This is a genomic window from Pseudarthrobacter sp. IC2-21, assembly GCF_034048115.1.
Classification (GTDB): domain Bacteria; phylum Actinomycetota; class Actinomycetes; order Actinomycetales; family Micrococcaceae; genus Arthrobacter; species Arthrobacter naphthalenicus.
Genome location: NZ_CP139145.1, coordinates 2605956 through 2630719 on the forward strand (window position 1 = coordinate 2605956; position 24764 = coordinate 2630719).

Here is a 24764-nt window from a genome sequence, read left to right on the forward strand (position 1 = left end):
GGGGCCCATGGCGAAGCGAAGCAAGACGTGGGAGCCGGTGGGGACTAGAGTGAATTTCGTGAGTACCTCTGCCGGCTGGGACCATCCCCGCACGTCCCTGTACACAGACCACTACGAATTGACCATGCTGCAGGCATCGCTCCATTCGGGCGCCGCGCACCGCCGGTCGGTTTTCGAAGCCTTCGCGCGGCGGCTGCCGGACGGCCGGCGCTACGGGATTGTCGGGGGCACCGGGCGGCTCCTGGAAGGCCTCGCCGACTTCCGCTTCGGGGAAGCTGAACTCGACTTCCTGGGCCGCACCGGCGTGGTCAACAAGGAGACCCTGGACTACCTGGCGAATTACCGGTTCAGCGGCGACATCTGGGGCTACCCGGAGGGCGAGGCGTACTTCCCCAACTCCCCCATCCTCATTGTGGAATCCACGTTCGCCGAGGCCTGCATGCTGGAAACCTATGTGCTTTCCGTGCTGAACCACGACTCCGCCATCGCCTCGGCCGCGTCCCGGATGATCACGGCGGCCGGCGGCCGGCCCTGCATCGAGATGGGCTCCCGGCGCACGCATGAGGAGTCGGCAGCGGCGGCGGCCCGTGCCGCCGTGATCGCCGGGTTCCACAGCACCTCCAACCTCGAGGCCGGCATCCGTTACGGCATCAAGACCGTGGGTACCGCCGCCCATTCCTTCACGCTGCTCCACGACACAGAGCGCGATGCCTTTGAGGCGCAGATCGCGTCGCTGGGGGTGGGAACCTCGCTGCTCGTGGACACCTACGACGTCGAAGCGGCCGTACGTACCGCCGTCGAGATTGCGGGTCCCAAACTGGGCGGCGTCCGGCTGGACTCCGGCGACCTCGTGGCCCAGGCTTCCTGGGTCCGGCAACTGCTCGACCAGCTCGGCAATGAACATACCCGGATCATGGTCACCTCGGACCTGGACGAGTTCGCCATCGCTGCGCTGCAGTCCGCCCCTGTCGATTCGTACGGGGTGGGCACGTCGCTGGTGACGGGTTCCGGCGCACCCACTGCCAGCATGGTCTACAAGCTGGTGAGCCGGACGGATGACGCCGGGAACTTCGTCTCCGTGGCCAAGGCGGCCAAGAACAAGACCAGCATGGGCGGCCGGAAATATGCTCTGCGCAAGCTCAATGAGCGCGGCATTGCCACCCAGGAAATTGTGGGCATCGGGCACCGGCCCGAGGATGACGGCAACGACCGGTCTCTGCTGCAGCAGTTCGTGAAGAACGGCGAATTACTGCCCGGCTGGACGGGCGCCGAGGGCGTGGTCCGGGCCACGCAACGGCACGCCGACACCATGGCCGAACTGCCGCCGGTGGTCAACCGCCTGCAGCGCGGGGAGCCCGCCATCCCCACCGTCTATGAAGAAAACTGAGGAGTATCAATGTCCCGCGCCCTGATCATCGTTGACGTGCAGAACGACTTCTGCGAGGGCGGCTCCCTCCCCGTGGCCGGCGGCGCTGACGTGGCCGGGGCCATCAGCGAATACGTGGATGCCCACCACGGCGAATTCGACCACATCGTGGCCACCCAGGACTGGCACATCGATCCGGGCGCGCACTTCTCCGAGACGCCCGACTTCAAGGACAGCTGGCCGCCGCACTGCGTGGCCGGTACCCGCGGCGCCGAGCTCCACCCGGATCTGGACACCGAGTACATTCAGGCCTATTTCCAGAAGGGCCAGTTTACGGCGGCCTATTCCGGCTTCGAGGGCCTGCTTGCTCCCGAGGATGCCGTGCCCACCGGTGACCGGCAGCCGGGCTCCCTGCCCGCGGACGCCGACGCTTTCGCGCCTGCAGATGATGCGATCGGACTGGACGACTGGCTGCAGAGCCACGATGTGGAGGACGTGGTGGTGGTGGGAATTGCCACGGACTACTGCGTGATGGCCACTGCCCTGGATGCGGTCCAGGCAGGCTACTCGGTGACGGTCCTGCGGTCGCTGACCGCGGGGATTGCGGAGGACCTTGACGACGCCGTGGCCGAAATGGAACTCGGCGGCGTGGACGTGGCCTGACGCCGGCGCCGCTGCGGGACCGTTCTCACCGCTGGCGGGCTTAACCGCGGGAGTGGCCCGGTGCTGTTGCACCGGGCCACTCCCGTTTAAAGCTCTGAGTCACTGCTACTTTCGGCCGATGAACCAGTCCTGCAGCTTCCGCAGCCGTGACTGCAGCTGCTCCTCGTTGGCCTGGGCCACGGGCGGTCCGCCGCAGACGGTGCGCAGCTTGGTGTGCACCACCCCGTGCGGGGTGCCGGTCCTGGCAGCCCAGGCCGCCACGTTTTTGGCCAGCTCGTTGCGCAGGTCCATCAGCATCCGGTGGTCCGGGATGGCCGGTGCGGCGGCGGCAGGTTCAGCAGCGGGCGTGCGCCGGTTCTTCCGGTTGAGCTGATCGTGCTGGCGCTGGCGCAGCAGGGTACCCACCTGCTCGGCGTCGAGGAGGCCCGGGATGCCCAGGAAGTCCAGTTCATCCTCGGAACCTACCTCGCCTCCGGTGCCGAACTCGCCGCCGTCGAACAATACGCGGTCGAAGGAGGCCTGCGAATCGAGGGCCTCGAACTTGCCCTTCGTGAGGCTGTCCGAGGCTTTGTCCTCACGGTTGGCCTCGGCCATCAGGGAGTCCTCGGGACTGAACAGGCCGTCGCTGTCTTCTTTTTCGGGGCGGTCCAGCGCGTGGTCCCGCTCCATCTCCATGGAGTTCGCCAGCGCCATCAGCATCGGCACGGACGGCAGGAACACGGATGCCGTCTCGCCCCGCTTCCGGGCACGCACAAAACGGCCCACGGCCTGGGCGAAGAACAGCGGTGTGGAGATGGACGTGGCGTAGACGCCCACGGAGAGCCGGGGAACGTCCACGCCTTCGGACACCATCCGGACGGCAACCATCCAGCGTTTCTCGCTGGCGGTGAACTCCTCGATCTTCTCTGAGGCCTTGGCGTCGTCGGAAAGAATCACGGTGGGTGATTCGCCGGTGATGCGCTTCAGCTGCCCGGCGTAGGCCCTGGCGTCCTCGTGGTCGGTGGCGATGACCAGTCCGCCGGCGTCCGGAACCGAACGCCTCACCTCGCTCAGGCGCTTGTCCGCCCCGGCCAGGACCGCGGGGATCCATTCGCCGGTGGGATTCAACGCCGTCCGCCAGGCATGGGCGGTGATGTCCTTGGTGACAGCCGCTTCGCCGAGGGAAGCTGCCATCTCTTCGCCGGCGCTGGTACGCCACCGCATCTGGCCCGAGTAGGCCATGAACATGACCGGCCGCACCACGTGGTCACGCAGGGCGTTGCCGTAGCCGTAGGTGTAGTCCGCTTTGGACCTGCGGATGCCGTCACGGTCCTCCGCGTACTCCACGAAGGGAATGGGCGAGGTATCGGAGCGGAACGGGGTTCCCGTCAGGGACAGCCGGCGGGCCGCGGGGTCGAACGCCTCACGCAGGCCGTCGCCCCAGGACAGGGCCTCCCCGCCGTGGTGGATTTCGTCCAGGATCACCAGGGTGCGGGCCGCCTCGGTCTTGGCGCGGTGCAGCATGGGTTTGCTGGCCACCTGGGCGTAGGTGACGGCCACGCCAATGAAGCCGCGGCCGTGCTGGCCGTCGGAATTTTTAAAGTTCGGGTCAATGGCGATGCCCACCTTGGCGGCGGCATCGGCCCACTGACGCTTCAGGTGGTCCGTCGGCGCCACGATGGTGACGCGGTTGACCGTCCCGGATTCAATCAGCATGGACGCCACGCGCAGGGCGAAGGTGGTCTTACCGGCGCCGGGGGTGGCTACCGCGAGGAAGTCGCGGGGGCCGGTGGTGAAGTACAGGTCGAGGGCTTGCTGCTGCCAGGCACGGAGTTTCGGGGCGGTTCCCCAGGCTGCACGTTCCGGGTAAGCCGGAGGCAGGGTGGGGCCGCCGAAGAGCGTCTCCGTCACTACTTGTTGTTGCCTGAGTCCCCTCCGGGACCCTTGCCGCCGTCGTTGCCCGGGCGGAGGCCTTCATAAACCTCTTTGCACATGGGGCAGACCGGGAACTTCTGCGGGTCCCGGCCCGGCGTCCACACCTTGCCGCACAGGGCAATGACGGGATCGCCCGTCAGCGCGGACTCCATGATCTTTTCCTTGCGCACGTAGTGCGAGAAGCGTTCCCGGTCACCGGGCTCCACTTCCTGGCGCAGCTCTTCGCGCTCAATGGTGGCCGTGGACGTTCCAGCCCCGGAAAGCTCGCGCATCGGGTCGTTTTCGAGAGGGTCCGTCATGCTAGTCATGGCATCCATCTTAGCGTCCCGGGGCAGTGCGCGTTCGACGCCGGCGGTGCCGTTTTGCCCGTTCCGCACCTGCCGCCGTCGGGCGTTTCCCTGAATCGGCGCGTGCGCGGCGGCAGAATGTGGCAAGTGTTACAGGCCCTGCCAGGCAGGCTTGTGGTCGTACGTATGCCGGTAGAAGTCGGCGAGCCTCAGCGACGACGCCGCGGCCTCATCCACGAGGACGGTGGCGTGCGGGTGGAACTGGAGGACCGAGGCCGGGCAAATCGCGGAGACCGCACCTTCCACAAAGTCCCGGACGGCCCGCGACTTCTGCGCCCCCGTGGCCACCAGCACCACATGGCGGGCCTCAAGGATGGTGCCCAGCCCCTGGGTGAGCACGTGGTGGGGAACGTCGGCGAGGCTGCCGAAGAACCTGGCGTTGTCGCGGCGGGTCTGCTCGATCAGGGTCTTGATGCGGGTCCGGGAGGCGAGCGAGGAACCCGGCTCGTTGAAACCGATATGGCCATCGGTCCCCACCCCCAGGATCTGGAGATCCACACCTCCGGCGGCTTTCATGGTGTCCTCATACGCCTGGCATTCCGCCGGGATATCGGCCGCCGCTCCATCAGGGGTATGCACGTTTTCGGTGCGGATGTTCACCCGGCCCGCAAATTCGCGCATGATGACCTCCCGGTACGATTCCCGGTGCCCGGGCGCCAGGCCCACATACTCATCCAGCGCAAAGGCATGCGCGGCACCGAAGTCCAGCCCGCGCCCGTGGCGGGCGGCCAGTTCGTCGTAGACCGGCACCGGCGAAGACCCGGTGGCGAGCCCCAGGACAGCGTGGGGCTTGCGCTGCAGCAGCGTCTCGATGGCGTCTGCCGCCAGCTTCCCGATCTGTTTGCTGCCTGGCAGGATGACAACTTCCACTGGGTCCGCCTTTCCGGAGTGATGGTTTCGCGTGTCTGGCCGGCTCAGCGGTTCACGGTCAGCTGGGCCAGCAGTTCGGGGCCGCGGGCGTCGAGCCACCTTCCGCCCAGCCGGATACCGGCCGCAAACAGTGCCAGTCCCAGCACCGGGCCCACGGCCAGGTTGGCCCACCCGAAGGCGGCATTGCCGGTGACCAGTTGCGCGATGGACAGGGCTGCCTCAGGCAGGACCAGCAGGGTCAGGATACCCATCCCGGCGAACTGGACCGCCATGGTCTGGCCAACGTTGCCCGGGGGTTTCTTGAACGGGCTGTCGCCGGGCAGCGGCACGGCCACGGTGTAGCGGGCCGAGATCACGGAGGACAGCCCCAGGCCCGTGAGCAGGATGCCCAGGCTCAGGCCCAGTTGGCCGGGAAGCATTTCCCAGCGGCCCGTGAAGAAGTGTTGTCCCACCGCGAGGATCAGCACCACCGGCAATCCGAAGGCCAGGCACGCCAGCGCCCGCCCCAGCCGGTCATCAACGCCCCGGACACCCGTAGCCAGATGCAGGGCAAACGCGGTGTTGTCATAGGAGACATCTGCTGAGATGGACCATGCCAGCAGAAAGGCAGCCAGCGGCGCCGCAACCGCCAGCGCTCCGAAATCACCGGACTGGCTGCCCTGGAAGACCAGCAGGACCGGCAGCAGCGGAACCACCACCAGGGACCCGGAGTAGCGCGGATCGCGGAGCCAGTAGGTCAGTGCCCGCGCCGTGACGGCTCCGGCGGGGGTGGCAGGCAGGAAGCCGAACAACCCCAGCTTTCCACCCTTGCGGCTCCCGCTGCCGGCATAGGGCGGGGTGACCAGCGCCCGTTCCAGGAGCACCTTCCAGCACCACGCCAGGACGGCGAGGGTTGCGACGGCGATCAACAGCTTCAGCGCTGCGGCTCCAGGCTGCCCGGTGGCCAGGTCACCGCCGAGGGACCAGGCGGCGCCGACGGGCGTCCAGGACAGGGTGGCGGCAAGGTCCGGCAGGAAACCGGTGGAGGCGGAGATGCCCCTGCCCACCCCGGCCACGATCGGACCCATCAGGACCAGCGGGATCATAAAGACAATCGCGCTGACATCCTTGAAACGGCGCGAGGCCGCGAGGCTCGCGGTTGCGGTGGTAACCACCTTGGACAGGACAATACACGTCAGCACACCGAGGCAGGCGCCCACCAGCGCGGCGATGGCAGGGAGGGGGCCGCGGGCCCAGGTCCACACGGTGGCCAGCGCCGCCAGCGCGGTGGCCACACCGGGGATGCCGATCAGTCCGCCGAGGGCAAGCCCTGCGAGGAGTTGGCGCATGGGGATGGCGGAGGTAGTGAAGCGGGCAGGGTCCAGGGTCAGGTCCGCGGCGGACGCGACCACCGGGATGAGGCCCCAGCCCACGATGGCTGCAGCGCCACCGAGCACCACAACCGTGTGGGCAAGCGCCGGATCGGCGCTGCGCAGCAGGACCAGGGCCCCCACCAGGGCGCCCACCAGGCCCAGGGCATAGAGCCCGCCCAGGGCCATGCCCACCAGCTGCCACGGGCTCCTGCGGAGGCCGTTGCGCAGCAGGATCAGCTTCAGCCGGAGAAGGTGCGCAACCATTCCAGCCCTTCCGTGTGACTGCGTCCACCCACGAGCTGGACGAACCGTTCCTCCAGGGAAGCGCCGGCCCGGACTTCGTCCACGGTCCCCGCGGCGAGGAGCCTGCCGCCTGCCACCACGGCAACGTGATCGCACATCCGCTGGACGAGGTCCATCACATGGCTGGAGACGATCACCGTGCCGCCCGAGGATACGTAGCTGTCCAGGATCGAGCGGATGTTGGCCGCGGAGACGGGGTCAACGGCCTCGAAGGGCTCATCCAGAACCAAAAGCCGCGGAGCATGGATCAGCGCCGAGGCCAGGGCGATCTTTTTGGTCATGCCGGCCGAGTAGTCCACCACCAGCTTGCCGGCGTCCTGGGCAAGGTCCAGGGCAGTCAACAGCTCCCCCACCCGGAAGGCAACCACATCCCGATTCATGCCGCGCAACAGCCCGGCGTACGTGACCAGCTGCTCGCCCGTGAGCCGGTCAAAAAGGCGGACCCCGTCGGGGAGGATGCCCATAAGCTTTTTGGCTTCCAGCGGCCTGGCCCAGACATCCGTCCCGTGCACAACTGCCGTCCCGAAGTCGGGCCGCAGCAGCCCCGTTGCCATGGACAGGAGGGTGGTCTTCCCGGCGCCGTTCGGGCCCACAATGCCGAAAAACGAGCCTGCCGGGACGTCGAGGCTGATGCCGTCAACGGCAATCTTGTCGCCGAAACGCTTGGCCAGCCCACGGATGGACAGGGCCGGGACCGGGCCTGCAGGTGGTGCCGGGTCGGGGTGCGGAGCAGTCATACCGTCAGCCTAGTCCCGCCGCTTCCCCGGCGGGGTCCTCCTGAAGGAGTAGTACCACGGGCGCAGGGGCTTGGTCAGCGAACCGTGTCAGGCCAACCCTGCCAGGCCAACCCCGTCAAGCCAACCCTGCCGAAGGTTCCTACCGGGCCTTCCGGATGCGGATGGGCCCCTTGGCAGTGAGCGGGTCAATCACGGAACCGCCCTGGGTGATCTGGACTTCGCCCGCATCAACCAGGCGCCGTGCGGCCCTGCGGGCAGGCTCCATGAGGTCGCGCCAGTTCTCTGCCCCCACAGCGCGGGCAGCATCCGATGGGCAGATGGTGGACGTCTCAGCCCTGGCGGCGAGAAGTTCCAGGATGCTGGCTTCCAGCTGCTTATCAACCGTGTCCCGTGGCTTGTCCCCGTTCTTGTCACCAGGGGACGTCGCTTCGCCATGCTGCCGATGGGTCATCGCACAGGCGGCAGTCAGAAGGAATGCCGGGGCACGGCGCGTTCATACTGGGGTGCCCATTTGATGTCGTAGCCCAGTTCGAACGCCGCCCGCAGCCACCAGTGCGGGTCCCGGAGGGCGGCCCTGGCGATGAACACCCCGTCCGCCTGGGCCGTGGCGACGGCATGTTCGGCTTGCCCGGCAGAGGTCAGCAGTCCCACCGTGCCGGTGGGAACCCCGGTTTCGCGCCGGATGCGTGCCGAGAATCCGGTCTGGTACCCAGGGCCCGGCTTGATCTGCTGGTGGGCAACTGCTCCTCCGCTGGACACGTCAATCAGGTCCACGCCGTGTTCCTGCGCCTGTGCGGCGAGGCGGACCGACGCACCGATGTCGATCCCGTTTTCTGCCCAGTCCGTCGCGGAGATCCGCAGCAGCAGCGGCATGCCGTCAGGGATGACAGCCCGGATGGCATCAACGACGGCGAGTGTCAGGCGGTTGCGTCCCGTCTCGTCACCGCCCCAGGAGTCGGTCCGGGTATTGATCAGGGGGCTCTGAAACTGGTGCAGCAGGTAGCCGTGCGCACCATGGATTTCCATGGTGTCGAACCCGGCGCCGACCGCCCGCACGGCGGCCGCCGCAAAGTCGCCGATAACGTCCTGGATCTGCTCTTCGGTCATCGCGGCAGGTTCGGCGTATCCCTCGAACGCCGACGCCGAGGGCCCCACGGTGGTCCAGCCGCCGTCGGATTCCGGCACGCTTCCCCGCTTCCCGGAGAAGGGCCAGTAGGTGGATGCCTTGCGGCCGGCGTGCGCCAGTTGCACGCCGGTTTTCGCGCCGGCTACCCCATGGCGGTGGACAAAGGAGTTGATCCGGGTCCAGGCCTCGGCCTGCTCGTCATTGTAGAGCCCGGCATCCCGTGGACTGATCCGGCCTGCCGGGTTCACCGCAGCCGCTTCGGTGAGGATCAGCGCGGCGCCGCCCACGGCGAAGGAGCCCAGATGCATCAGGTGCCAGTCGTTCGGAACCCCCGGGGCGTCGTCGGGATCGCAACTGTACTGGCACATCGGCGATACCCAGCCGCGGTGCTCCAACTCCAGCGACCGGAGCTTGAGCGGCTGAAAAAGTGCAGACATTTAGAACAGCACCCTGGCCAGCGCCTGGCGCGCCTTTGCCACCCGGTCGTCATGCGTGCCCACCACATCGAAGAGCTCCAGGAGGCGGACCCGGGCGGTCTCCCGCTCAGGGCCGAAGTTGCGCCCGATGAAGCTGACCACCCGGTTCAGGCCGTCTTCCACGTGGCCGCCTGCCACGTCCAGGTCCGCAACGCTGAGCTGGGCATCAAGGTTATCGGGTTCTTCGGCCGCACGGGTGCGCAGCGCGTCGGTGTCCTGGGCGGAAAGCGGCTGCAGGCGTGCCATCAGCTCCACCTGCGCCAGCCCTGCCTTCGCTTCGGCATCCGCGGGCATTTCCAAAAGTGCCTGGCGGTAGGCGGCTGCGGCTGCCTCGTAGTCCCCCGCTTCAATGGCGTCGAAGGCCGCCTGGTGCAGCGGCGGAAGCGGCGCAGGTTCGGCATCTGCCGGCGCCCCGCCGCCGAGGCTTCCCGTCACTCCGTTCGCGGCGGCCACTTTGAGCAGCTCGTCCAGCAGCGGCCGGATCTGGGCTTCGTCGGCACCGCCCTGGAAGAGCGGCACGGGCTGGCCCTTGATGACGGCCACGGCGGTGGGGACGGCCTGGACCTGGAAAGCCTGGGCCAGCTGCGGGAACGCGTCGATGTCAGCTGCGCCCAGCACCAGCCGGCCGCCGTAGCTGTTGATGACCTGTTCAAGGGAATTCACCATGGACGCCGACTCCGGCGAGTAAGCGGCCCAGAGGGCGATGACCACCGGCACCTGCGCCGAAAGCTCCACGAGGTCCTGGAAGTTTCCTTCGGTGACCTCGACGCGCAGCGGTGCTGCCCCCGCTTCCGGGGTGCCGTTGGTGGCGGCGTTGGGAGCACCGGCGCCGGGGACCGGCGGAGTGCCGGCAGCCGCGCCTGCGGCCGGGCGCTGCTTCAGTGAAGAAAGGTCGACGGCGCCGCGCAGGTTAAGCAGGCTGGCAGCGGCGGGAGGGACTGGGCGGGAAGCTGGCGAACTCATGCTTTCCACTCTAGCCACTCCGGCCGCTGCCAGGAGTAACGAAGACTGCTTCGGGAGCTACTTAAAGCTGGCCCCGACCAGACCGCGCGTGGCGGCGACCAGACGGATGGGATCAGTTGATCCGGCCGCCGGCACGTAGACGGCCATCGATTCAGCAAAGTTCAGCACCATGCCGGTGGTGGTCTCCTTGCCGCCCGCGAGCGCTGCGGCGTCGTCACCGATGGTGAGCTTGTCGCCGGAAGCCTTGGGGGTGCCGTCGAAGCCGAAGTTGATCCGGCCCATGACCAGCGCTCCGCCGTCGGCCGTGCGGAACACCACCGTGCTTTCCGGCACCACCTTGTGGGTGAAGGCGAAGTTTCCGTTGGCCCCGGAGGCCACAACCTCGGCCTGGTAGGACAGTGTGTCGGCAATATAGGGCGAGGACGCACCCTCCACTACCTTGTCCTTGAAGCTGGAGTCAGGGTTGGACAGGCGGTCGGCCAGCCCGGCGAGGGCTTCTTCGCCGCTGTACAGCAGGCCCTCTTTGTTGTTGGCTGCGAGGGTATCCGTGCCGGTGCGGTCGATGGCGGGGAAGGTGGTTCCCGGCTGCAGCGGGGTGGTCTCGGTCAGCTTGTAGTTCTCGCGGGCCGAAGGCTGCACCAGCGTCAGAAGCTGCGGGACCACGTTGCCGTCACCCTGCGTGACCGCGAGGACGGAGCGGGGCCAGCTGCGGTCGCTGGTGACCACCGTGGTGAGGAGCTTGGTGGAGCGCACCGGCATCCTGGCTTCATACGTGCCCACCTGCGAGCGGATTTTGTAGTTCTGGGTCCGCACCTCAAGCTCGGTCCCGCCCACGCGGTCCGCGAGCTTGGCCGCGTCCTTGGCGCCGTCGCCGGCGTCCGTGGCGCTGGAGACCTGCTCAAGGATGCGCCGGAACTGGGCGTCCAGGAGGACGGGCGACGCCGGCGTGGCCGGAGCGGCCGCCGGTTCGGTGGTGGGAGCCGGTGCGGGCGGGGTGGCAGCGTTCGCGGCGAGGCCGGTTCCGGCCACCACGGCCGCAGTCACTGCGGCCGTGATCATGCTCCCCGACACCATGCCGAGCCGTGAGCCGGAATTCACCTCGGCTTTGGCCCGGGCGCGGCGTGCAAACAGGCTGCCCCGGCCGTCGCCTTCACCGTCGCGTTTGCGGGCGGAGAGGATGGCAAGGGCAATGCCGGCGAGGATCAGGAGTCCGCCGATAACCATCAGCGGGACGGCCCACGGGGTGGACGTGTCGTTCGGGAAGGTCATGGAGATGGACGCCGGCGCGGGCTGGGTTCCGTCCGAGGCCAGCAGCAGCGACCATTCACCGTCTGCGGGCGGCGTCCATGAGTACTCCAGTTCCCCGTTGGCGCTCTCAGTGGAAACCCACAGGTCAGAGCCGGCCGGGTTCGGGGCCGTCGCGTCTCCGGCGGCATGCTCCACCACAAGGGCGTCCTTCTTTTCCGTTATCCCGGTGACGGTGTTGTGGGCGGTCTGGCCCACCCAGGCAGCCACATCATCAGGGCGGCCCACCGCGAGGAGGAAGTTGGCCCCGCCCTGAACGTTGATCTTCACTGTTCCGCCCTGCTGGGTGCGCAGCTTCTGGTCAATGACGGTCAGCGGCGCCTCGGCGGTGCCCGAGGGTGCCGAAGCCGTGAAGGTCTCGGAGGGAGCCCAGATGGTCTTCTGGCCGATACCGGCCAGAAGTGTCAGGAGGCCGAGCAGCACGAGTGCGACTGCAGTCTTGAAACGCAAAGGAAACACCTATCATCAGCGGGGGTTTGCTTTCAATAGTAACCGTTTTGTTACCGGAAGCCCTTTTAATGACCTGCAGCCGCCGGCGGCGGGTCACAGTTTTAGGCGCGAATCACACGCTCCCGCACCTGTTAGCAAGGCTGCTGATAGTGTTTGCGATGATCATCACACCGGCCCGTGCAAGCGGTGCCACGCACGGAACAGGCTCCAAAACCCAGTGACTGACAAGACCGAAGAGTTCTCGACCGGGCATGACAATCACTCGACCGGCGGCTCTGCTCCGTCCGCGCCGGCACGGCCCCGAAGGCCTGCGGCACGGGCCGCCGCAGCAGCAGTCGGTTCCCTGGTCCGGCGACTGCGGCAGCCACTGCCGGGCGCCCAGCCGAGGCTTCGGTTTGAAATGCCTCCTGAGCTGCCTCCGGAGTTCCAACTTGCGGAGGAAGACGCTGCTGCGGCGGGCGAAGCCGCATCCCAGTTCGGCAAGCCCGGTCCGCGCCTCTCACCCCAGCATCCGCTGTACATGGGGTTCATGGGCACGGTGGGAGTAGGCCTGGCTCTTCTGGTCTATTGGATCGGCTCCAACACCACGCAGCTGCTCCTGTGGATTGTGGCCGCCCTGTTCATCGCGCTCGGCCTCGAACCTGTGGTGGGGTGGCTGGAAAGCCGGAAGATTCCCCGCCCCGCGGGCATCCTGCTCTCGGTCGCGGTCCTCATCGGAGCGGTGGCCGGTTTCTTCGCTACCCTCATCCCCACGATCGTGTCGCAGGTCACGGAAATTGTTGCCCAGGCGCCCACCTGGGTCCGGGACTTCATAGACTCGGACTTTTTCCGGAGCATTGATGACCAGTTCGGGATCCGGGACCGCATCACCGCAGAGCTGGACAAGTTCGTGAATGATCCGGCGGCCATGGGCGGAATCTTCGGCGGGGTGGTGGGCTTCGGCTCAACCCTGGCCAACGGCCTCTTCGGCACCCTGATTGTCCTGGTCCTGAGCCTTTACTTCCTGGCAGCCCTGCCGTCCATGAAGAAGTGGGGCTACCGGCTGGCGCCCCGCTCACGCCGGCCGCGGGTGGCCGCCCTTTCCGAGGAAATCACCCGTTCAGTAGGCAACTACGTAATCGGGCAAGCGTGCGTGGCCCTGCTGAATGCCACGTTCGCGTTTGTGGTGATGTCCATCGTGGGTGTCCCGTTCGCCCTCCTGCTGGCTTTTGTGGTGGCACTGTTGGCATTCATTCCGCTGGTGGGCGGGATGATTGCGGGCATCGTGGTGGTGCTGATCTCGCTGACCGAAGGCTGGCAGACCGCCGCCATCTTCGGCATCTGCTACTTCGCCTACCTTCAGTTCGAGGCGTACTTCATCTCACCGCGCATCATGCAGAAGGCCGTTGCCGTGCCGGGCGCCGTGGCCGTCATTTCGGTCATTGCCGGCGGTAGCCTGCTGGGCGTGCTGGGCGCCCTGATCGCCATCCCGACGGCGGCCGCCATCCTGCTGCTGGTCAAGGAGATTTACATCGTCCGTCAGGACAAGCACTAAGCTCCCGCGTCGAGTTCTTGAGGTGTGTGGCCGTTAGGTGTCCGGGGGCCTAACGACGGGCCTCTAGGTGGCGGCGGTGGCCACGGGGCCGTTCCATTCCTGCGGCAGCCCGTGAGGACCCGAACCTGCTTCGGTCACGTCATCCACGATCTCGTTGAGTACCCGGGATGCGTACTTCTCCCCCACCCACAGGTGCTTGGCTCCGGCCACCCCTACCACCCGGGCCTGAGGCACCAGGCGGAAACGCTCGGCCGCAGCCGCGGGCTGGAGGTAATCATCGTGTTCGGGCACCAGCACCGTCAGCGGCTTGCCGGCCGCCGCCCACAGGCGCAGGTGCTCGTCGGTGGCCCGGTGCAGCGGCGGTGAAAGCAGCACGGCGCCCTGGACCTGGCTGGCCACCGGTTCCACGGCACCGTACATCAGGGCCAGCTCGGTCCCGAATGACCAGCCCACCAGCCACCGGTTGGGCAGTTGGCGTTCGACGGCGAAGTGCACCGCCGCCTCCACGTCCAGCCGTTCGCCGACGCCCTCCTCGAAGGAACCCGCGCTGGTGCCCCGCGCCGATGCCGTGCCGCGGGTGTTGAACCGGAGCACCGCCACCCCGGCCAAGGCCGGCAGCCGGTAGGACGCTTTCCGGTACACGTGGGAATCCATGAATCCGCCGTGCGTGGGGAGGGGGTGCAGGGTGATCAGCGTCGCCGTGATGGGACCTGATTCCGGCAGCGCCAGTTCGCCGACCAGCTTGTGGCCGTCTGCGGTGTGCAGTTCGATGTTCTCCCGCTTCGCCGGCAGGACCGTGGACGCGCGGATGGGTGCTGGGCCCGAGGGCTGGGTGAAATCGTACGACGCCGGATCAAAAGTCATGCCTGCCAGCTTAGCGAGTCCGGACACCGCTGGTGCCCGGGCGCGGCTGCCGGTGCCGGCTCAGCGGTAGCGGTAGCTCCGGGAAAGCCAGCAGTTGGTGTGCCAGTGGCGCCGCTCGGCGAGGCCGGCGGCGGCGCCGAAAAGGTGGTCATCCTTCCACACCACCAGGTGGGCCACGCCGGGGATCACCGCGGTGGAACAGCCCGGGCAGATGTAGGTTTTCTCGGCGTTCCTGGCCGTCATGGTCCTGACCATCCACTCGCCGTCGGGCGCGCTTTCCCGGCGGGCTATGCCTGCCCGCGCCCGCTCCAGATCCAGCTCCGGGACCTCGCCGCTGCCCTTCTTTCCAGCCACCTTGCCGGCAGGGCCGCCCTTGGCAGCCGGACCTTTGCCGAAGGCAGGGCGGCGGGGACGGTTGGAACGCGGCATGCCTCCATTCTGCCCTAGCCCCGGTAGTGTGTACGGCGTGCGACTTGTGATAGCCCGATGTTCAGTTGATTACGTTGGCCGGCTCAAAGCCCATCTTCCCCTTGCCACCCGGCTCCTGTTGGTCAAGGCCGACGGCTCCGTGCTGGTCCATTCAGACGGCGGTTCCTACAAGCCGCTGAACTGGATGAGTCCGCCGGCAACCCTGCGGGTCTCGTCCCCGGAGGACGTTGACCTGGAGCTGGGCGTCACGGAACAGTGGACGGTCCAGTCCGCCAAGACCGATGACCGCCTGATCATCAACATTCACGAACATATCCACGAGTCTTCCCACGATCTGGGCGTGGACCCGGGTCTGATCAAGGACGGCGTGGAGGCGGACCTGCAGCGCCTGCTTGCGGATCAGATCGAAACCCTGGGCAGCGGCTTTTCGCTGATCCGCCGGGAGTACTTCACCGCCATCGGGCCGGTGGACATCCTGGCCCGGGACGCCAGCGGAGCCACTGTGGCCATTGAGCTCAAACGGCGCGGGGACATCGACGGAGTCGAGCAGCTGACCCGCTACCTGGAGCTGCTGAACCGGGACCCGCTGCTGGCGCCGGTCCGTGGAATCTTCGCGGCCCAGCAGATCAAACCGCAGGCAAAAGTGCTCGCCAACGATCGCGGCATCGACTGCGTCACCCTGGATTACGATGCCATGCGCGGTGTGGATGACACCGAATCCCGGCTCTTCTGATCCCCTGCTCTCCCCCGGCGCGCCCCGATTCGGCCCCTGACAAGGGGATTTAGGCAATTTTTAGCCAAAATTCCCGGCCGGACCGTTGACCGGACGGAAACGGCATGAAATTCTTAGAACAGTCTTTGTGTAGGTGTTTTTTCATGCTCGCAAGACATGTTGCGAGCGCGAAGCTCCTGCACGGCCTGTCCTTTTTGGGATGGCAGTAACGGATTCTTCTCGCGGAGTGACCAAGCCCGGCACGAGGTGTGCCGGACTTAGACAAGTTCCACAATGAGGAGAAATAAATGGCACAGGGAACCGTCAAGTGGTTCAACGCTGAAAAGGGCTTCGGCTTCATCACCCCGGATGACTCCGATGGCGATGTCTTCGTTCACTACTCCGAGATCCAGACCGGTGGCTTCAAGACCCTCGACGAGAACCAGCGTGTTCAGTTCGAAATCGGTCAGGGCGCCAAGGGTCCCCAGGCTACCGGCGTAACGCTGGTCTAGTCCCACCGCCCGGACGCCGCATTGCTGCGGCCCCGGCGAAGAAATCCCCGGCATTCGTGCCGGGGATTTTTTCGTTGCCGGCCTCGCTGTCCGGCCGTCTCAGCCGACCAGTTCGCGCACCAGCCGCGCACCCTGGCGCAGCGAAAGGCCCGGCAAATATGCCCGGGTCAGCGCACGTCCAATGGCAGGCAGCTGCAACGGATCCTGGTAATACAGGTACAGCGTCCGGTATTCCGGCTGAAAGCGTGACTTGAAGGCTGCCAGGGACCGGAACCCGTAAACCGGTTCCAGGGCGTGGCCCACCACATCGAGAATGCGCAGCAGGTTCTCGTCCGGCACCTGGTCCGGGGACATCTCGCCGTCGGGCAGGCTTGCAAGCGGTGACCCGGACAGTGAAATAACCTCCACCGATTCCCGCAACTCCACCACCGCCGCGGCGATCAGGAACTCCATGACCCCCGGGAAACCTCCAGCACCGCGGCGCATCACGTCCAGCGTGCGGCTCACCAGCTTCCCGTCCTCGTACACCGGCAGCCAGCTGGTGATTCCGTGCACGTTCCCGTCCCCGTCCACCGCCAGGCAACAAAGGACCTCGTCGTCCATCAGTTCATCGATGCCACCGAGGGTGAAGCCCATTTCCGGAATGGTCTTGGCTGCAGCCCATTCCTCGGACACCTCGTTGAGCCGTGCCCGCAACGCGGAGGGCAGGCCGTTGTACGTGCCCCACACCGCGGTGATGCCCATCTTGGCCGCCCGGTTCCGCGCCGTGCGCACGTTCTGCCACTCCTTGCCCTTGAAATCCAGTTCGCGGACCGAAAGCCTTGTTTCCTGCGCCACCGGGACGCGCTGGAATCCGCGGTCCCGGAGCAGGGGCCACAGCGTGCCGTCGCATGAGTAGAACGCGGGCGCCAGCGCCCGGCTGCCGCAGAACTCGATGAAGCCCACCGCCGTCCGGGCCCGGCTTTCGGCCGCTCCGAAGGGGCCGGCCAGGGTAAGTGCCACGGTTCCGTGCTGTTGGTACGCCACGGCACCGCGGCCGTCGGGGCTGAACCAGTACCGGTTGGGCTCCCATAGGGCCATCCATGACAGCGATTCGCCGCCCTGGTGCAGCAGCCGGCGGGCAGCGGCCCTGTCATTGTGCCCGGAGTCGCTGCCGTGATGCCGTCCCACCAGGACGGACCAGACACCGGCCAGCGCCACCAGCCAGAAGATCGGGCCGGAGTAGGCAAAGATCAGCGCCTCAACGGTGTCCCGCTCGGCGAATACCCTGCGGTAGAGGTTCGGCAGCGGCACCGGCAGGTACTGCCTGGCCAGCTCAGCCAGCAAGCCCAGGGGGCCGCCGTCGCGCATCATTCCCCCGGCCGCCAGCCAGGCAACGGTGTATCCGCCGGCCAGGACCAGCCAGACGCCGCCGACCACCAGTGCCAGTCGGTGCCGGGCGGACGGAACGGTTTCCACCCGGAACTGCCACCGGTTGACCCACAGCAGCACCGCCAGCAGGAGGGGCACCGTCACCAGGGGCAGGATATGGGCAAATCCCGAGCCCATGGCCGCAGTCTGGGGCCGGGAGGGATAGTGCGGAATCAGGGCGAACAAGGCAAGGTACACGGCTGCCAAGGCAGTGATCACCAGCTGGATGACCAGCGTTATCCGGAGTGCCATGCTCCGTCCCCGGCGCATGCCGTCGGCACAGATCAGGAGAAGAATCACCGGGACCACCGTGAGTGCAAGCCCGAACGGACCCGCGAAACCGGCACGCCCGATTTCCAGGCATGACGCCTCAACCGTGGAGCCGCAGTTGGCTTCGAGCTGGCCGAGGGTGGGAACGGGATTCAGGAGCACGTCCCGCAGCAGCGCCAGCGGGCCGGTGGGCGTGCGGGTGATGGTTGTGAGAATCGGTCCCACAGCAAAGACGTCGACAGTAAGCGCGAGCAGGTTTCGCGTCTCGCGGCCGGTGGAGCGCGGCGCGTGCAGCGGGCCGTGTTCAGTCTCAGCCCACCAGCTGGCGGCAAGGCCCACCAGGGCGCCGATGAGCCCGATGACCGTCTCTGCATGCCCCACATACAGGACCAGCAGCAGCGCCACCGAGAGTACCGCTGTCCGCAGCCGCCGCCGCCAGAGCACCCGCAGTTTGCCGCTGGAGGCCATGGACACGGCCAGGACCGCAGCATACGGGCCAATCAGCGCATTCTCTGTCATCAGCCCCAGCCAGCCGTCACCGGCATACCGGGCCAACTGGGTGAGCAGCAGGAAGACCGTGACGGCGGCGAACTGGCCACCCAGCAGCAGTGCTGCGGTCTGGAGCTTGCCCAGCTTCCTTTCCGCCACGCCCAGCAGCAGCAGGATCATCAGGGAAGCCACCAGGTACGCGAGCGGATTGGTGGCGAAGAACAGGGAAGTGACCAGCGACCACCAGTGTCCCGCCCGCAGGCCGGGGGCGCTCACCCCCGCCAGCGGCAGGAGTTCCTCGGGCGGCCCCCCAAGGAAGCTGTCAGTCAGAAGGCCCGTGGCCAGGAAGATGCCAAGGATGCTCAGCGTCAAAGGCACCGAACGGAGGTAGCCCATGAACCGCTGAAGGGCCGGGAGTCCCACGGCGGACCAGAACAGCGCCGGGGCGCTCCGTTCCCGGACGGCCATCAGTGTTCCCACCCCCAATGCCTGGTCAGCAGTTCCAATCCATTATCCATTCCGGGCGTCAGCATGTCCCAGGAGTGACCCGTCCGCTGAACCACGTCGGACTCCACAGTGAATCCTGCGCCCCGCGCCGCCGTCGCAAGCGTCTGCAGGTTGGCCACAAATTCCGGATCAGTGGCGCCGGCGGCGAAGTAGGCCACCTTGCCCTCGTAGCGCCGCTCCTTCAGGAGCGTCAATGGCAGTTGGGCATCGAAGGCGGCCGTGTCGCCATGGAAGGCCGCATCAACGGTCTTCTGGCGTTCCTTGGCGAGTGCGGGCTCCCGCTCGCTGGCAAAGGCGAGGAATCCCGTGTAGACGTCCGGGTGGCGGGTGACCAGCTGGACAGCGCAGGTGGCTCCGAAACTGAATCCGCCCACGGCCCACTGCCGGGCATCGGTGTCCACGTCCAGCGTTGCGGAGATCCAGTGCGGAACGTCAACGGCGAGGTAGGTGTCCGCCCGGGCCAGGTCGCTGTCCATGCACAGCGTATTGGCGGACTGGCTGCCGTTGGGATCGACCACCACGACGACGGGGGCCACTCCCCCGTGCCGGTTTGCGAAACCCGCCATGCGCGGCAGCAACGCACCCCCCGAGAGCCAGTCCGCCGGGCCGCCGGGCTGGCCCGGAACGAGCACCAGCACGGGAAGGCTGGGACGGTTGGCGGCGAAGTACGCAGGCGGAAGGTAGACGTAGGAGGTCCGGGTCTGCAGCCCCGAAGTGGTGCCGGGGATCGATACGGCGCGGATGACGCCGTCGGGGGGAAGTTCGCCCGCGGGCGTCCACCCCGCCAGCGGCAGGGCGGAGTGTCCCGGCTGGCGCTGGAGTTCCTGTTCCAGCGGCGGGATGCGCGTCAGCGCCGTCCCCGTGAGGTCGGCCACCGTTCGGTTGAGGCCGAAATACGCGTTGATCTGCACGGCCGCCAGCAGCACGACGGTCAGCAGGGCCAGGATGTCGAGGGTCCGCCGCCGCCAGGAGTCCGCGCGGAGCCGAAGGAGAACAACCAGCAGTGCAGTGACGCCGGCATATACCCAGGCCAGGACAAGGGAGGGGAGGTCGTCGGGAAAAACCGACGTGAGGTAGATCAGGATCCAGTGAACCAAGAGCACCAGGCCTGCGGCGACGGCCAGCGCGGCGGCCACACCGAGGTACCAGCGGCGCCGCCCTACGGCCTGCGGGCGCCAGACCAGATACACCGCGGCGGCGGCACCAAGAACCCAGGCGGACCAGTACACTGGCCCGTCCGTCAGGCGGATGTCCGCGATCCAGTCCACGTGCCTAGCGCCAGGTGCCGACGCCGATGACCGGCCCGGCTTCCAACCACGAGGACAATCCCGTGTAGGCATCAAACTTCATGGCCAGCCGGAGGTCGTGGCCCTCGTACCGCAGTTCGACAATCACGACGTCGGGCTGGACCTTGACGGCCTCGGTCTCGGTGGGCTTGCGCCGGCCCAGGAGCTCCAGGGAACTCCGCTTGAACTTGTGCTTGGGGCGAAGACTCAGGGACGCCAGGCGGAACCATTCGAGGTCGTTGTCCTGATAACGACAAACCCCCATCTGCCAGCTGTTTCCAGCCGTGCAAATGGAGGCGTCCACCGTGCCGAGGGCGCGCCGCAAGTTGAAGCGGCGCACCCCCACAAGGCACAGTGCAAAGATCAGCAATCCGAAAGTGATTGCCAGGGCGATGAACGAAAGAGTCTGGGCGTCCATCAGGTTGGTGCTAGCGGATCCCAGCAGTAGCCGCGTCGCCCAGCTGGGCGTTGTCAGCAACAATCACCACGCGGTTGTTGTCGACGGAAAAGAATCCGCCGTCAACAACAACGGCAATACGGTCCCCGGAAACCGGCTCGATGGCCAGTTCACCTTCAGCCAGGATCGCCAGCAGGGGCGAGTGGCCGGGCAGGATTCCGATTTCACCATCGCTGGTGCGGGCCTTGACCATCTTGGCCGCTCCGGACCACACGAAGTGATCCGCTGCGACAATCTCAACCTCAAGCTCAGCCATATTACTTGGTCTGTTCCTGGATCTTGGCCCACTGGCGCTCAACGTCATCCAGGCCGCCGACGTTGAAGAACGCCTGCTCTGCAATGTGGTCGAGGTCGCCGTCGCAGATGGCGGTGAAGCCTTCAACGGTGTCCTTGATGGAAACCGTGGAGCCTTCGACGCCGGTGAACTGCTTGGCGGTGTAGGTGTTCTGGGAGAGGAACTGCTGGATGCGGCGTGCACGGGACACGACGATCTTGTCCTCTTCCGAGAGTTCGTCAACGCCCAGGATGGCGATGATGTCCTGGAGTTCCTTGTTCTTCTGCAGGATCTGCTTCACACGGACAGCCGTGTTGTAGTGGTCCTGGCCGATGTACTGCGGGTCCAGGATGCGTGAGGTCGAGGACAGCGGGTCAACGGCCGGGTACAGACCACGGGAAGCGATTTCACGGGAAAGTTCCGTGGTCGCGTCGAGGTGTGCGAAGGTCGTGGCCGGGGCCGGGTCGGTGTAGTCATCTGCGGGAACGTAGATGGCCTGCATCGAGGTAATGGAGTGGCCCTTGGTGGACGTGATGCGCTCCTGCAGGAGACCCATCTCATCAGCCAGGTTGGGCTGGTAGCCCACGGCGGACGGCATGCGGCCGAGGAGGGTGGAAACCTCGGAGCCTGCCTGGGTGAAGCGGAAGATGTTGTCGATGAACAACAGCACGTCCTGGTTCTGCACATCGCGGAAGTACTCCGCCATGGTCAGTGCGGACAGTGCAACACGCAGACGCGTTCCCGGCGGCTCATCCATCTGGCCGAACACAAGGGCGGTGTCCTTCAGGACGCCTGCCTCTTCCATTTCAACCCAGAGGTCGTTACCTTCACGGGTACGCTCGCCAACACCGGCGAATACCGAAGTACCACCGAAGTTGCGGGCCACACGGGTGATCATTTCCTGGATCAGAACCGTCTTGCCCACGCCGGCGCCGCCGAACAGGCCAATCTTGCCACCCTTGATGTACGGGGTGAGAAGGTCGATGACCTTGATGCCGGTTTCCAGCATCTCGGTGGAACCTTCGAGCGTTGCGAAGGCGGGAGCCTTGCGGTGGATCGGCCAGTAATCCGAAGCCTGGATCTCGGACTCGTGCACGTCAAGGGGCTTGCCCAGGACGTTGAAGATGTGGCCCTTGACGCCGTCGCCCACGGGCACGGTGATGGGGGAACCGGTGTCCACTACGTTGGTGCCGCGGACAAGTCCGTCGGTGGCCTGCAGGGAGATGGCACGGATGAGGTTGTCGCCCAGGTGCAGGGCGGTCTCGAACGTGATCGTCCGGGTCTCACCATTGAGGGTTACCTCGGTGGTGAGGGCGTTGTAAATCGAGGGGATTGCGTCAGCCGGGAATTCGACGTCGACAACCGGGCCAATAACACGTGCAATACGGCCGGTAGCACCGGACGTTGCGGCTACGTGTTCGGTAGCAGTGGCAGTCATCTCTCTCACTTCACTCAGTAGATGGCGTGGAATCTAAGTTTGTTTTTTGGTGCAGGTACAGCTGGACCGGACCGTGCAGGTTAGGACGCGTTCAGGGCGTCGGCACCGGCAACGATTTCGGAAAGCTCCTGCGTAATTTCAGCCTGGCGGGCAGTGTTGCGCAGACGCGTGTACTTCTTGATGAGGTCCGTGGCGTTGTCGCCGGCGGACTTCATCGCCCGCTGACGGGCTGCGAGCTCGGAAGCTGCGGCCTGCAACATGGCGGCAAAAATGCGTGACTCAATGTAGCGCGGCAACAGAGCATCGAGAACCTGCTCCGCTTCCGGCTCGAATTCGTAGAGCGGCAGGAGGTCCGATTCGGACGCGGCCTGCTCTTCGACAACCTCGAGCGGGAGCAGGCGGATAACCGTCGGCTCCTGGGTCACCATGGACTTGAAGCGGGTGTAAACAACGTGAATCTCGTCCACGCCGCCCTCTTCGTAGGCGGTAGCGAAGTCTTCGAGCAGGGCTGCGCCGACTTCCCGGGCAACCTCGAACACCGGAGCGTCCGTGTTGCCGGTCCACGCACGTTCGAAGGGACGGTTCCGGAAGTCGAAGTACGCCTGCGCCTTGCGGCCCATGACATAGGTCTTAACTTCCTTGCCCTCTTCGTGCAGCAGCTCGATCAGGCCTTCAGCCTGCTTGAGCACCGTTGCCGAGTATGAGCCTGCAAGGCCACGGTCCGAGGTGATGACCAGGACGGCGGCACGGCGGATCTGCTCCGGCTCGGTGACCAGGGGGTGGTCAATTTCGCTCTGGCTTGCGACAGCAGAAACGGCACGCGTGATCGCGTTTGCGTAAGGCAGTGAAGCCGCTACGCGTGCGCGGGCCTTGCCAATGCGCGAGGTAGCGATCAGTTCCATCGCCTTGAAGATCTTGCGCATCGACGTGGTCGAGCTGATCTTCTGGCGGTAGACCCGAATCTGGGCTCCCATACTTATCCTTTCCTAAGATCCCGGTGGCCGGGACTGCCGGAACCGGTGAAGGTCCCGGCAGTCCCTGCCAGCGAAACTAGCGCTTCTGCTTGACGATTTTTTCCTGGTCGACTTCGGCTTCGGAGATAGCGTCATGCTCCTCGTGGCCGGCGCCTACCAGGCGGTTGTCACCCTCGCCGAAGAAGCCCTTTTTGAAGTCCACGATGGCGGTCTTCAGTGCTTCAGCGGTGTCATCGTCCATAACGTTGGTCTGCGCCAGCGTGGTCAGGATGGAGGACTTGTGCTTCAGGTGCTCCAGGAACTCGGTCTCGAACCGGTTGATGTCCTCAACCGGAACCTCGTCGAGGTGACCGTTGGTGCCGGCCCAGATGGAAACAACCTGGTTCTCGACCGGGAACGGCGAGTACTGGCCCTGCTTGAGCAGTTCCATCAGGCGGGCGCCACGGGTCAGCTGCTGGCGCGATGCGGCGTCGAGGTCCGACGCGAACATTGCGAAAGCCTGCATGTCGCGGTACTGAGCCAGTTCCAGCTTCAAAGTGCCCGAAACCTTCTTCATGGACTTGACCTGTGCAGCACCACCAACGCGGGACACAGAAACACCCACGTCGACGGCCGGACGCTGGTTGGCGTTGAAGAGGTCCGACTGCAGGAAGATCTGGCCATCGGTAATGGAGATCACGTTGGTCGGGATGTAGGCCGAAACGTCGTTTGCCTTGGTTTCGATGAGCGGCAGGCCGGTCATCGAGCCTGCACCGAGCTCGTCGGAGAGCTTGGCACAACGCTCAAGCAGACGGGAGTGCAAGTAGAAGACGTCGCCCGGGTAGGCTTCGCGTCCCGGCGGGCGGCGCAGCAGCAGCGAAACCGCGCGGTAGGCTTCAGCCTGCTTGGAGAGGTCATCGAACACGATGAGAACGTGCTTGCCGCCGTACATCCAGTGCTGGCCGATCGCCGAACCGGCGTACGGTGCCAGGTACTTGAAGCCTGCGGGGTCAGACGCCGGGGACGCCACGATGGTGGTGTACTCGAGTGCGCCGTTGTCCTCAAGGGTCTGACGGACCGCCGCAATGGTGGAGGCCTTCTGACCGATGGCGACGTAGATGCAACGGACCTGCTTGTTCACATCGCCGGAAGCCCAGTTGGCCTTCTGGTTGATGATGGTGTCAATGGCGATGGCCGACTTGCCGGTCTGGCGGTCACCGATGATCAGCTGGCGCTGGCCGCGGCCGATCGGGATCATGGCGTCGATAGCCTTGAGTCCGGTCTGCATCGGCTCGTGGACCGACTTACGCTGGGTCACGCCAGGTGCCTGGAGTTCCAGCGCTCGGGTGGTCTCGGCCTTGATCTCGCCGAGGTCGTCGATGGGCTGGCCCAGCGGGTCAACCACGCGGCCGAGGAAGGCGTCGCCCACCGGTACGGACAGAACCTGTCCGGTGCGGTGAACTTCCTGGCCTTCTTCGATTCCCGTGAAGTCACCGAGAACGATGACGCCGATTTCGCGGACGTCGAGGTTCTGGGCGAGGCCCAGCGTGCCGTCTTCAAAGCGAAGCAGCTCGTTCGCCATGACCGAGGGAAGGCCCTCAACACGGGCGATGCCGTCACCTGCGGTTGTTACACGGCCGACCTCTACGCGCTCAGCGTTTCCGGGTTCGTAGGACGCCGCGAACTCGTTCAACGCATTACGGACGTCGTCGGCGTTGATGGTCAATTCGGCCATCTGCAGTCCCTGCTCTCCTGTT

The 24764-nt window shown here is 66.1% G+C and carries 23 protein-coding genes; 5 read left to right on the forward strand and 18 right to left on the reverse strand.

The features are described 5' to 3' along the window. Positions 1-58 precede the first annotated feature (58 nt). Together SBP01_RS11995 and SBP01_RS12000 are read left to right on the forward strand one after the other, a co-directional pair. The gene (locus SBP01_RS11995) at positions 59-1387 is read left to right on the forward strand and encodes a nicotinate phosphoribosyltransferase (protein ID WP_275214394.1); all 1329 of its coding nucleotides are present in this window, start codon (positions 59-61) and stop codon (positions 1385-1387) included. A gap of 9 nt (positions 1388-1396) precedes the next feature. Beyond that, positions 1397-2029: an isochorismatase family protein gene (locus SBP01_RS12000; RefSeq protein ID WP_275214393.1), complete on the forward strand. Its 633-nt coding sequence runs from the start codon at positions 1397-1399 to the stop codon at positions 2027-2029. A 105-nt stretch (positions 2030-2134) separates the two neighbouring features. Here SBP01_RS12000 and SBP01_RS12005 read toward each other — a convergent pair whose 3' ends face one another. From SBP01_RS12005 to SBP01_RS12045, 9 genes are all read right to left on the reverse strand, one after another. Continuing rightward, positions 2135-3919, reverse strand: coding sequence for a DEAD/DEAH box helicase (locus SBP01_RS12005; protein WP_275214392.1), 1785 nt, complete (start codon positions 3917-3919; stop codon positions 2135-2137). Then, positions 3919-4260 (reverse strand): DUF3039 domain-containing protein, encoded by a 342-nt coding sequence (locus SBP01_RS12010; protein WP_160671973.1) that lies wholly within the window; start codon positions 4258-4260, stop codon positions 3919-3921. The genes SBP01_RS12005 and SBP01_RS12010 overlap by 1 nt, the downstream gene beginning before the upstream one ends. Positions 4261-4380: 120 nt before the next feature. Further along, complete coding sequence (gene nagB, locus SBP01_RS12015) at positions 4381-5160, reverse strand: glucosamine-6-phosphate deaminase (RefSeq protein ID WP_320535927.1); 780 nt, start codon at positions 5158-5160, stop codon at positions 4381-4383. Between the two features lie 44 nt (positions 5161-5204). Next, positions 5205-6776: a transporter gene (locus tag SBP01_RS12020; RefSeq protein ID WP_275214390.1), complete on the reverse strand. Its 1572-nt coding sequence runs from the start codon at positions 6774-6776 to the stop codon at positions 5205-5207. After that, on the reverse strand, positions 6752-7552 hold the full coding sequence (locus SBP01_RS12025) for an ABC transporter ATP-binding protein (RefSeq protein ID WP_275214389.1): 801 nt from the start codon (positions 7550-7552) through the stop codon (positions 6752-6754). Before SBP01_RS12025 ends, SBP01_RS12020 begins: the two co-directional genes overlap by 25 nt. 139 nt (positions 7553-7691) lie before the next feature. Continuing rightward, complete coding sequence (locus SBP01_RS12030; RefSeq protein WP_275214388.1) at positions 7692-8003, reverse strand: DUF3253 domain-containing protein; 312 nt, start codon at positions 8001-8003, stop codon at positions 7692-7694. Between the two features lie 14 nt (positions 8004-8017). After that, on the reverse strand, positions 8018-9115 hold the full coding sequence (locus SBP01_RS12035; RefSeq protein ID WP_275214387.1) for an NADH:flavin oxidoreductase/NADH oxidase: 1098 nt from the start codon (positions 9113-9115) through the stop codon (positions 8018-8020). Continuing rightward, positions 9116-10117, reverse strand: coding sequence for a tetratricopeptide repeat protein (locus SBP01_RS12040; protein WP_275214386.1), 1002 nt, complete (start codon positions 10115-10117; stop codon positions 9116-9118). It abuts the gene before it with no gap. 57 nt (positions 10118-10174) lie between these two features. Continuing rightward, positions 10175-11872, reverse strand: a complete 1698-nt coding sequence (locus tag SBP01_RS12045) for a hypothetical protein (protein ID WP_275214385.1) — start codon at positions 11870-11872, stop codon at positions 10175-10177. 217 nt (positions 11873-12089) lie between these two features. Here SBP01_RS12045 and SBP01_RS12050 point away from each other — a divergent pair, with 217 nt between their 5' ends. Further along, a complete protein-coding gene (locus tag SBP01_RS12050) occupies positions 12090-13406 on the forward strand; it encodes an AI-2E family transporter (RefSeq protein ID WP_275214384.1) in 1317 nt (438 codons plus the stop codon). 63 nt (positions 13407-13469) lie between these two features. Here SBP01_RS12050 and SBP01_RS12055 read toward each other — a convergent pair whose 3' ends face one another. Beyond that, complete coding sequence (locus tag SBP01_RS12055) at positions 13470-14270, reverse strand: alpha/beta hydrolase (protein ID WP_320535928.1); 801 nt, start codon at positions 14268-14270, stop codon at positions 13470-13472. Positions 14271-14330: 60 nt separating this feature from the next. Next, positions 14331-14699 (reverse strand): ATP/GTP-binding protein, encoded by a 369-nt coding sequence (locus SBP01_RS12060; protein ID WP_320535929.1) that lies wholly within the window; start codon positions 14697-14699, stop codon positions 14331-14333. A gap of 37 nt (positions 14700-14736) precedes the next feature. On the opposite strand from SBP01_RS12060, the gene nucS reads away from it, so the two are divergent. After that, complete coding sequence (gene nucS / locus SBP01_RS12065; protein WP_275214381.1) at positions 14737-15432, forward strand: endonuclease NucS; 696 nt, start codon at positions 14737-14739, stop codon at positions 15430-15432. Positions 15433-15719: 287 nt separating this feature from the next. Continuing rightward, positions 15720-15923 carry a cold-shock protein gene (locus SBP01_RS12070; RefSeq protein WP_011692441.1) on the forward strand — a complete coding sequence of 68 codons (204 nt, stop codon included), beginning with the start codon at positions 15720-15722 and terminating at the stop codon, positions 15921-15923. Positions 15924-16022: 99 nt separating this feature from the next. On the opposite strand, the gene SBP01_RS12075 is transcribed toward SBP01_RS12070, so the two are convergent. The 7 genes from SBP01_RS12075 to atpA all read right to left on the reverse strand — a co-directional run bounded on the left by SBP01_RS12075 (position 16023) and on the right by atpA (position 24742). Next, positions 16023-18560 carry a DUF2156 domain-containing protein gene (locus tag SBP01_RS12075; protein ID WP_320538339.1) on the reverse strand — a complete coding sequence of 846 codons (2538 nt, stop codon included), beginning with the start codon at positions 18558-18560 and terminating at the stop codon, positions 16023-16025. Then, entirely contained in the window at positions 18560-19867 is a 1308-nt protein-coding gene (locus tag SBP01_RS12080; protein ID WP_320535930.1) for an alpha/beta hydrolase, read from the reverse strand. The genes SBP01_RS12075 and SBP01_RS12080 overlap by 1 nt, the downstream gene beginning before the upstream one ends. Positions 19868-19871: 4 nt before the next feature. After that, positions 19872-20303, reverse strand: a complete 432-nt coding sequence (locus tag SBP01_RS12085; protein ID WP_275214379.1) for a DUF2550 domain-containing protein — start codon at positions 20301-20303, stop codon at positions 19872-19874. Positions 20304-20313: 10 nt separating this feature from the next. Beyond that, positions 20314-20598, reverse strand: a complete 285-nt coding sequence (locus SBP01_RS12090; RefSeq protein ID WP_190989724.1) for a F0F1 ATP synthase subunit epsilon — start codon at positions 20596-20598, stop codon at positions 20314-20316. 1 nt (position 20599) lies between these two features. Continuing rightward, positions 20600-22054 (reverse strand): F0F1 ATP synthase subunit beta, encoded by a 1455-nt coding sequence (gene atpD / locus SBP01_RS12095; RefSeq protein ID WP_275214378.1) that lies wholly within the window; start codon positions 22052-22054, stop codon positions 20600-20602. A gap of 80 nt (positions 22055-22134) precedes the next feature. Further along, positions 22135-23028, reverse strand: coding sequence for a F0F1 ATP synthase subunit gamma (locus SBP01_RS12100; RefSeq protein WP_275214377.1), 894 nt, complete (start codon positions 23026-23028; stop codon positions 22135-22137). Positions 23029-23104: 76 nt separating this feature from the next. After that, positions 23105-24742, reverse strand: coding sequence for a F0F1 ATP synthase subunit alpha (gene atpA, locus SBP01_RS12105; protein ID WP_275214463.1), 1638 nt, complete (start codon positions 24740-24742; stop codon positions 23105-23107). Between the last annotated feature and the right edge of the window lie 22 nt (positions 24743-24764).

Bases quoted from the DNA above. Each gene is read 5' to 3' on its own strand.
- SBP01_RS12010 (WP_160671973.1), bottom strand. From the start codon at position 4,260: ATGGATGCCATGACTAGCATGACGGACCCTCTCGAAAACGACCCGATG.
- SBP01_RS12075 (WP_320538339.1), bottom strand. From the start codon at position 18,560: ATGGCCGTCCGGGAACGGAGCGCCCCGGCGCTGTTCTGGTCCGCCGTG.
- SBP01_RS12020 (WP_275214390.1), bottom strand. From the start codon at position 6,776: ATGGTTGCGCACCTTCTCCGGCTGAAGCTGATCCTGCTGCGCAACGGC.
- SBP01_RS12035 (WP_275214387.1), bottom strand. From the start codon at position 9,115: ATGTCTGCACTTTTTCAGCCGCTCAAGCTCCGGTCGCTGGAGTTGGAG.
- SBP01_RS12100 (WP_275214377.1), bottom strand. From the start codon at position 23,028: ATGGGAGCCCAGATTCGGGTCTACCGCCAGAAGATCAGCTCGACCACG.
- SBP01_RS12025 (WP_275214389.1), bottom strand. From the start codon at position 7,552: ATGACTGCTCCGCACCCCGACCCGGCACCACCTGCAGGCCCGGTCCCG.
- SBP01_RS12030 (WP_275214388.1), bottom strand. From the start codon at position 8,003: ATGACCCATCGGCAGCATGGCGAAGCGACGTCCCCTGGTGACAAGAAC.
- SBP01_RS12040 (WP_275214386.1), bottom strand. From the start codon at position 10,117: ATGAGTTCGCCAGCTTCCCGCCCAGTCCCTCCCGCCGCTGCCAGCCTG.
- SBP01_RS12000 (WP_275214393.1), top strand. From the start codon at position 1,397: ATGTCCCGCGCCCTGATCATCGTTGACGTGCAGAACGACTTCTGCGAG.
- atpD (WP_275214378.1), bottom strand. From the start codon at position 22,054: ATGACTGCCACTGCTACCGAACACGTAGCCGCAACGTCCGGTGCTACC.
- atpA (WP_275214463.1), bottom strand. From the start codon at position 24,742: ATGGCCGAATTGACCATCAACGCCGACGACGTCCGTAATGCGTTGAAC.
- SBP01_RS12085 (WP_275214379.1), bottom strand. From the start codon at position 20,303: ATGGACGCCCAGACTCTTTCGTTCATCGCCCTGGCAATCACTTTCGGA.
- SBP01_RS12060 (WP_320535929.1), bottom strand. From the start codon at position 14,699: ATGCCGCGTTCCAACCGTCCCCGCCGCCCTGCCTTCGGCAAAGGTCCG.
- SBP01_RS12055 (WP_320535928.1), bottom strand. From the start codon at position 14,270: ATGACTTTTGATCCGGCGTCGTACGATTTCACCCAGCCCTCGGGCCCA.
- SBP01_RS12090 (WP_190989724.1), bottom strand. From the start codon at position 20,598: ATGGCTGAGCTTGAGGTTGAGATTGTCGCAGCGGATCACTTCGTGTGG.
- SBP01_RS12070 (WP_011692441.1), top strand. From the start codon at position 15,720: ATGGCACAGGGAACCGTCAAGTGGTTCAACGCTGAAAAGGGCTTCGGC.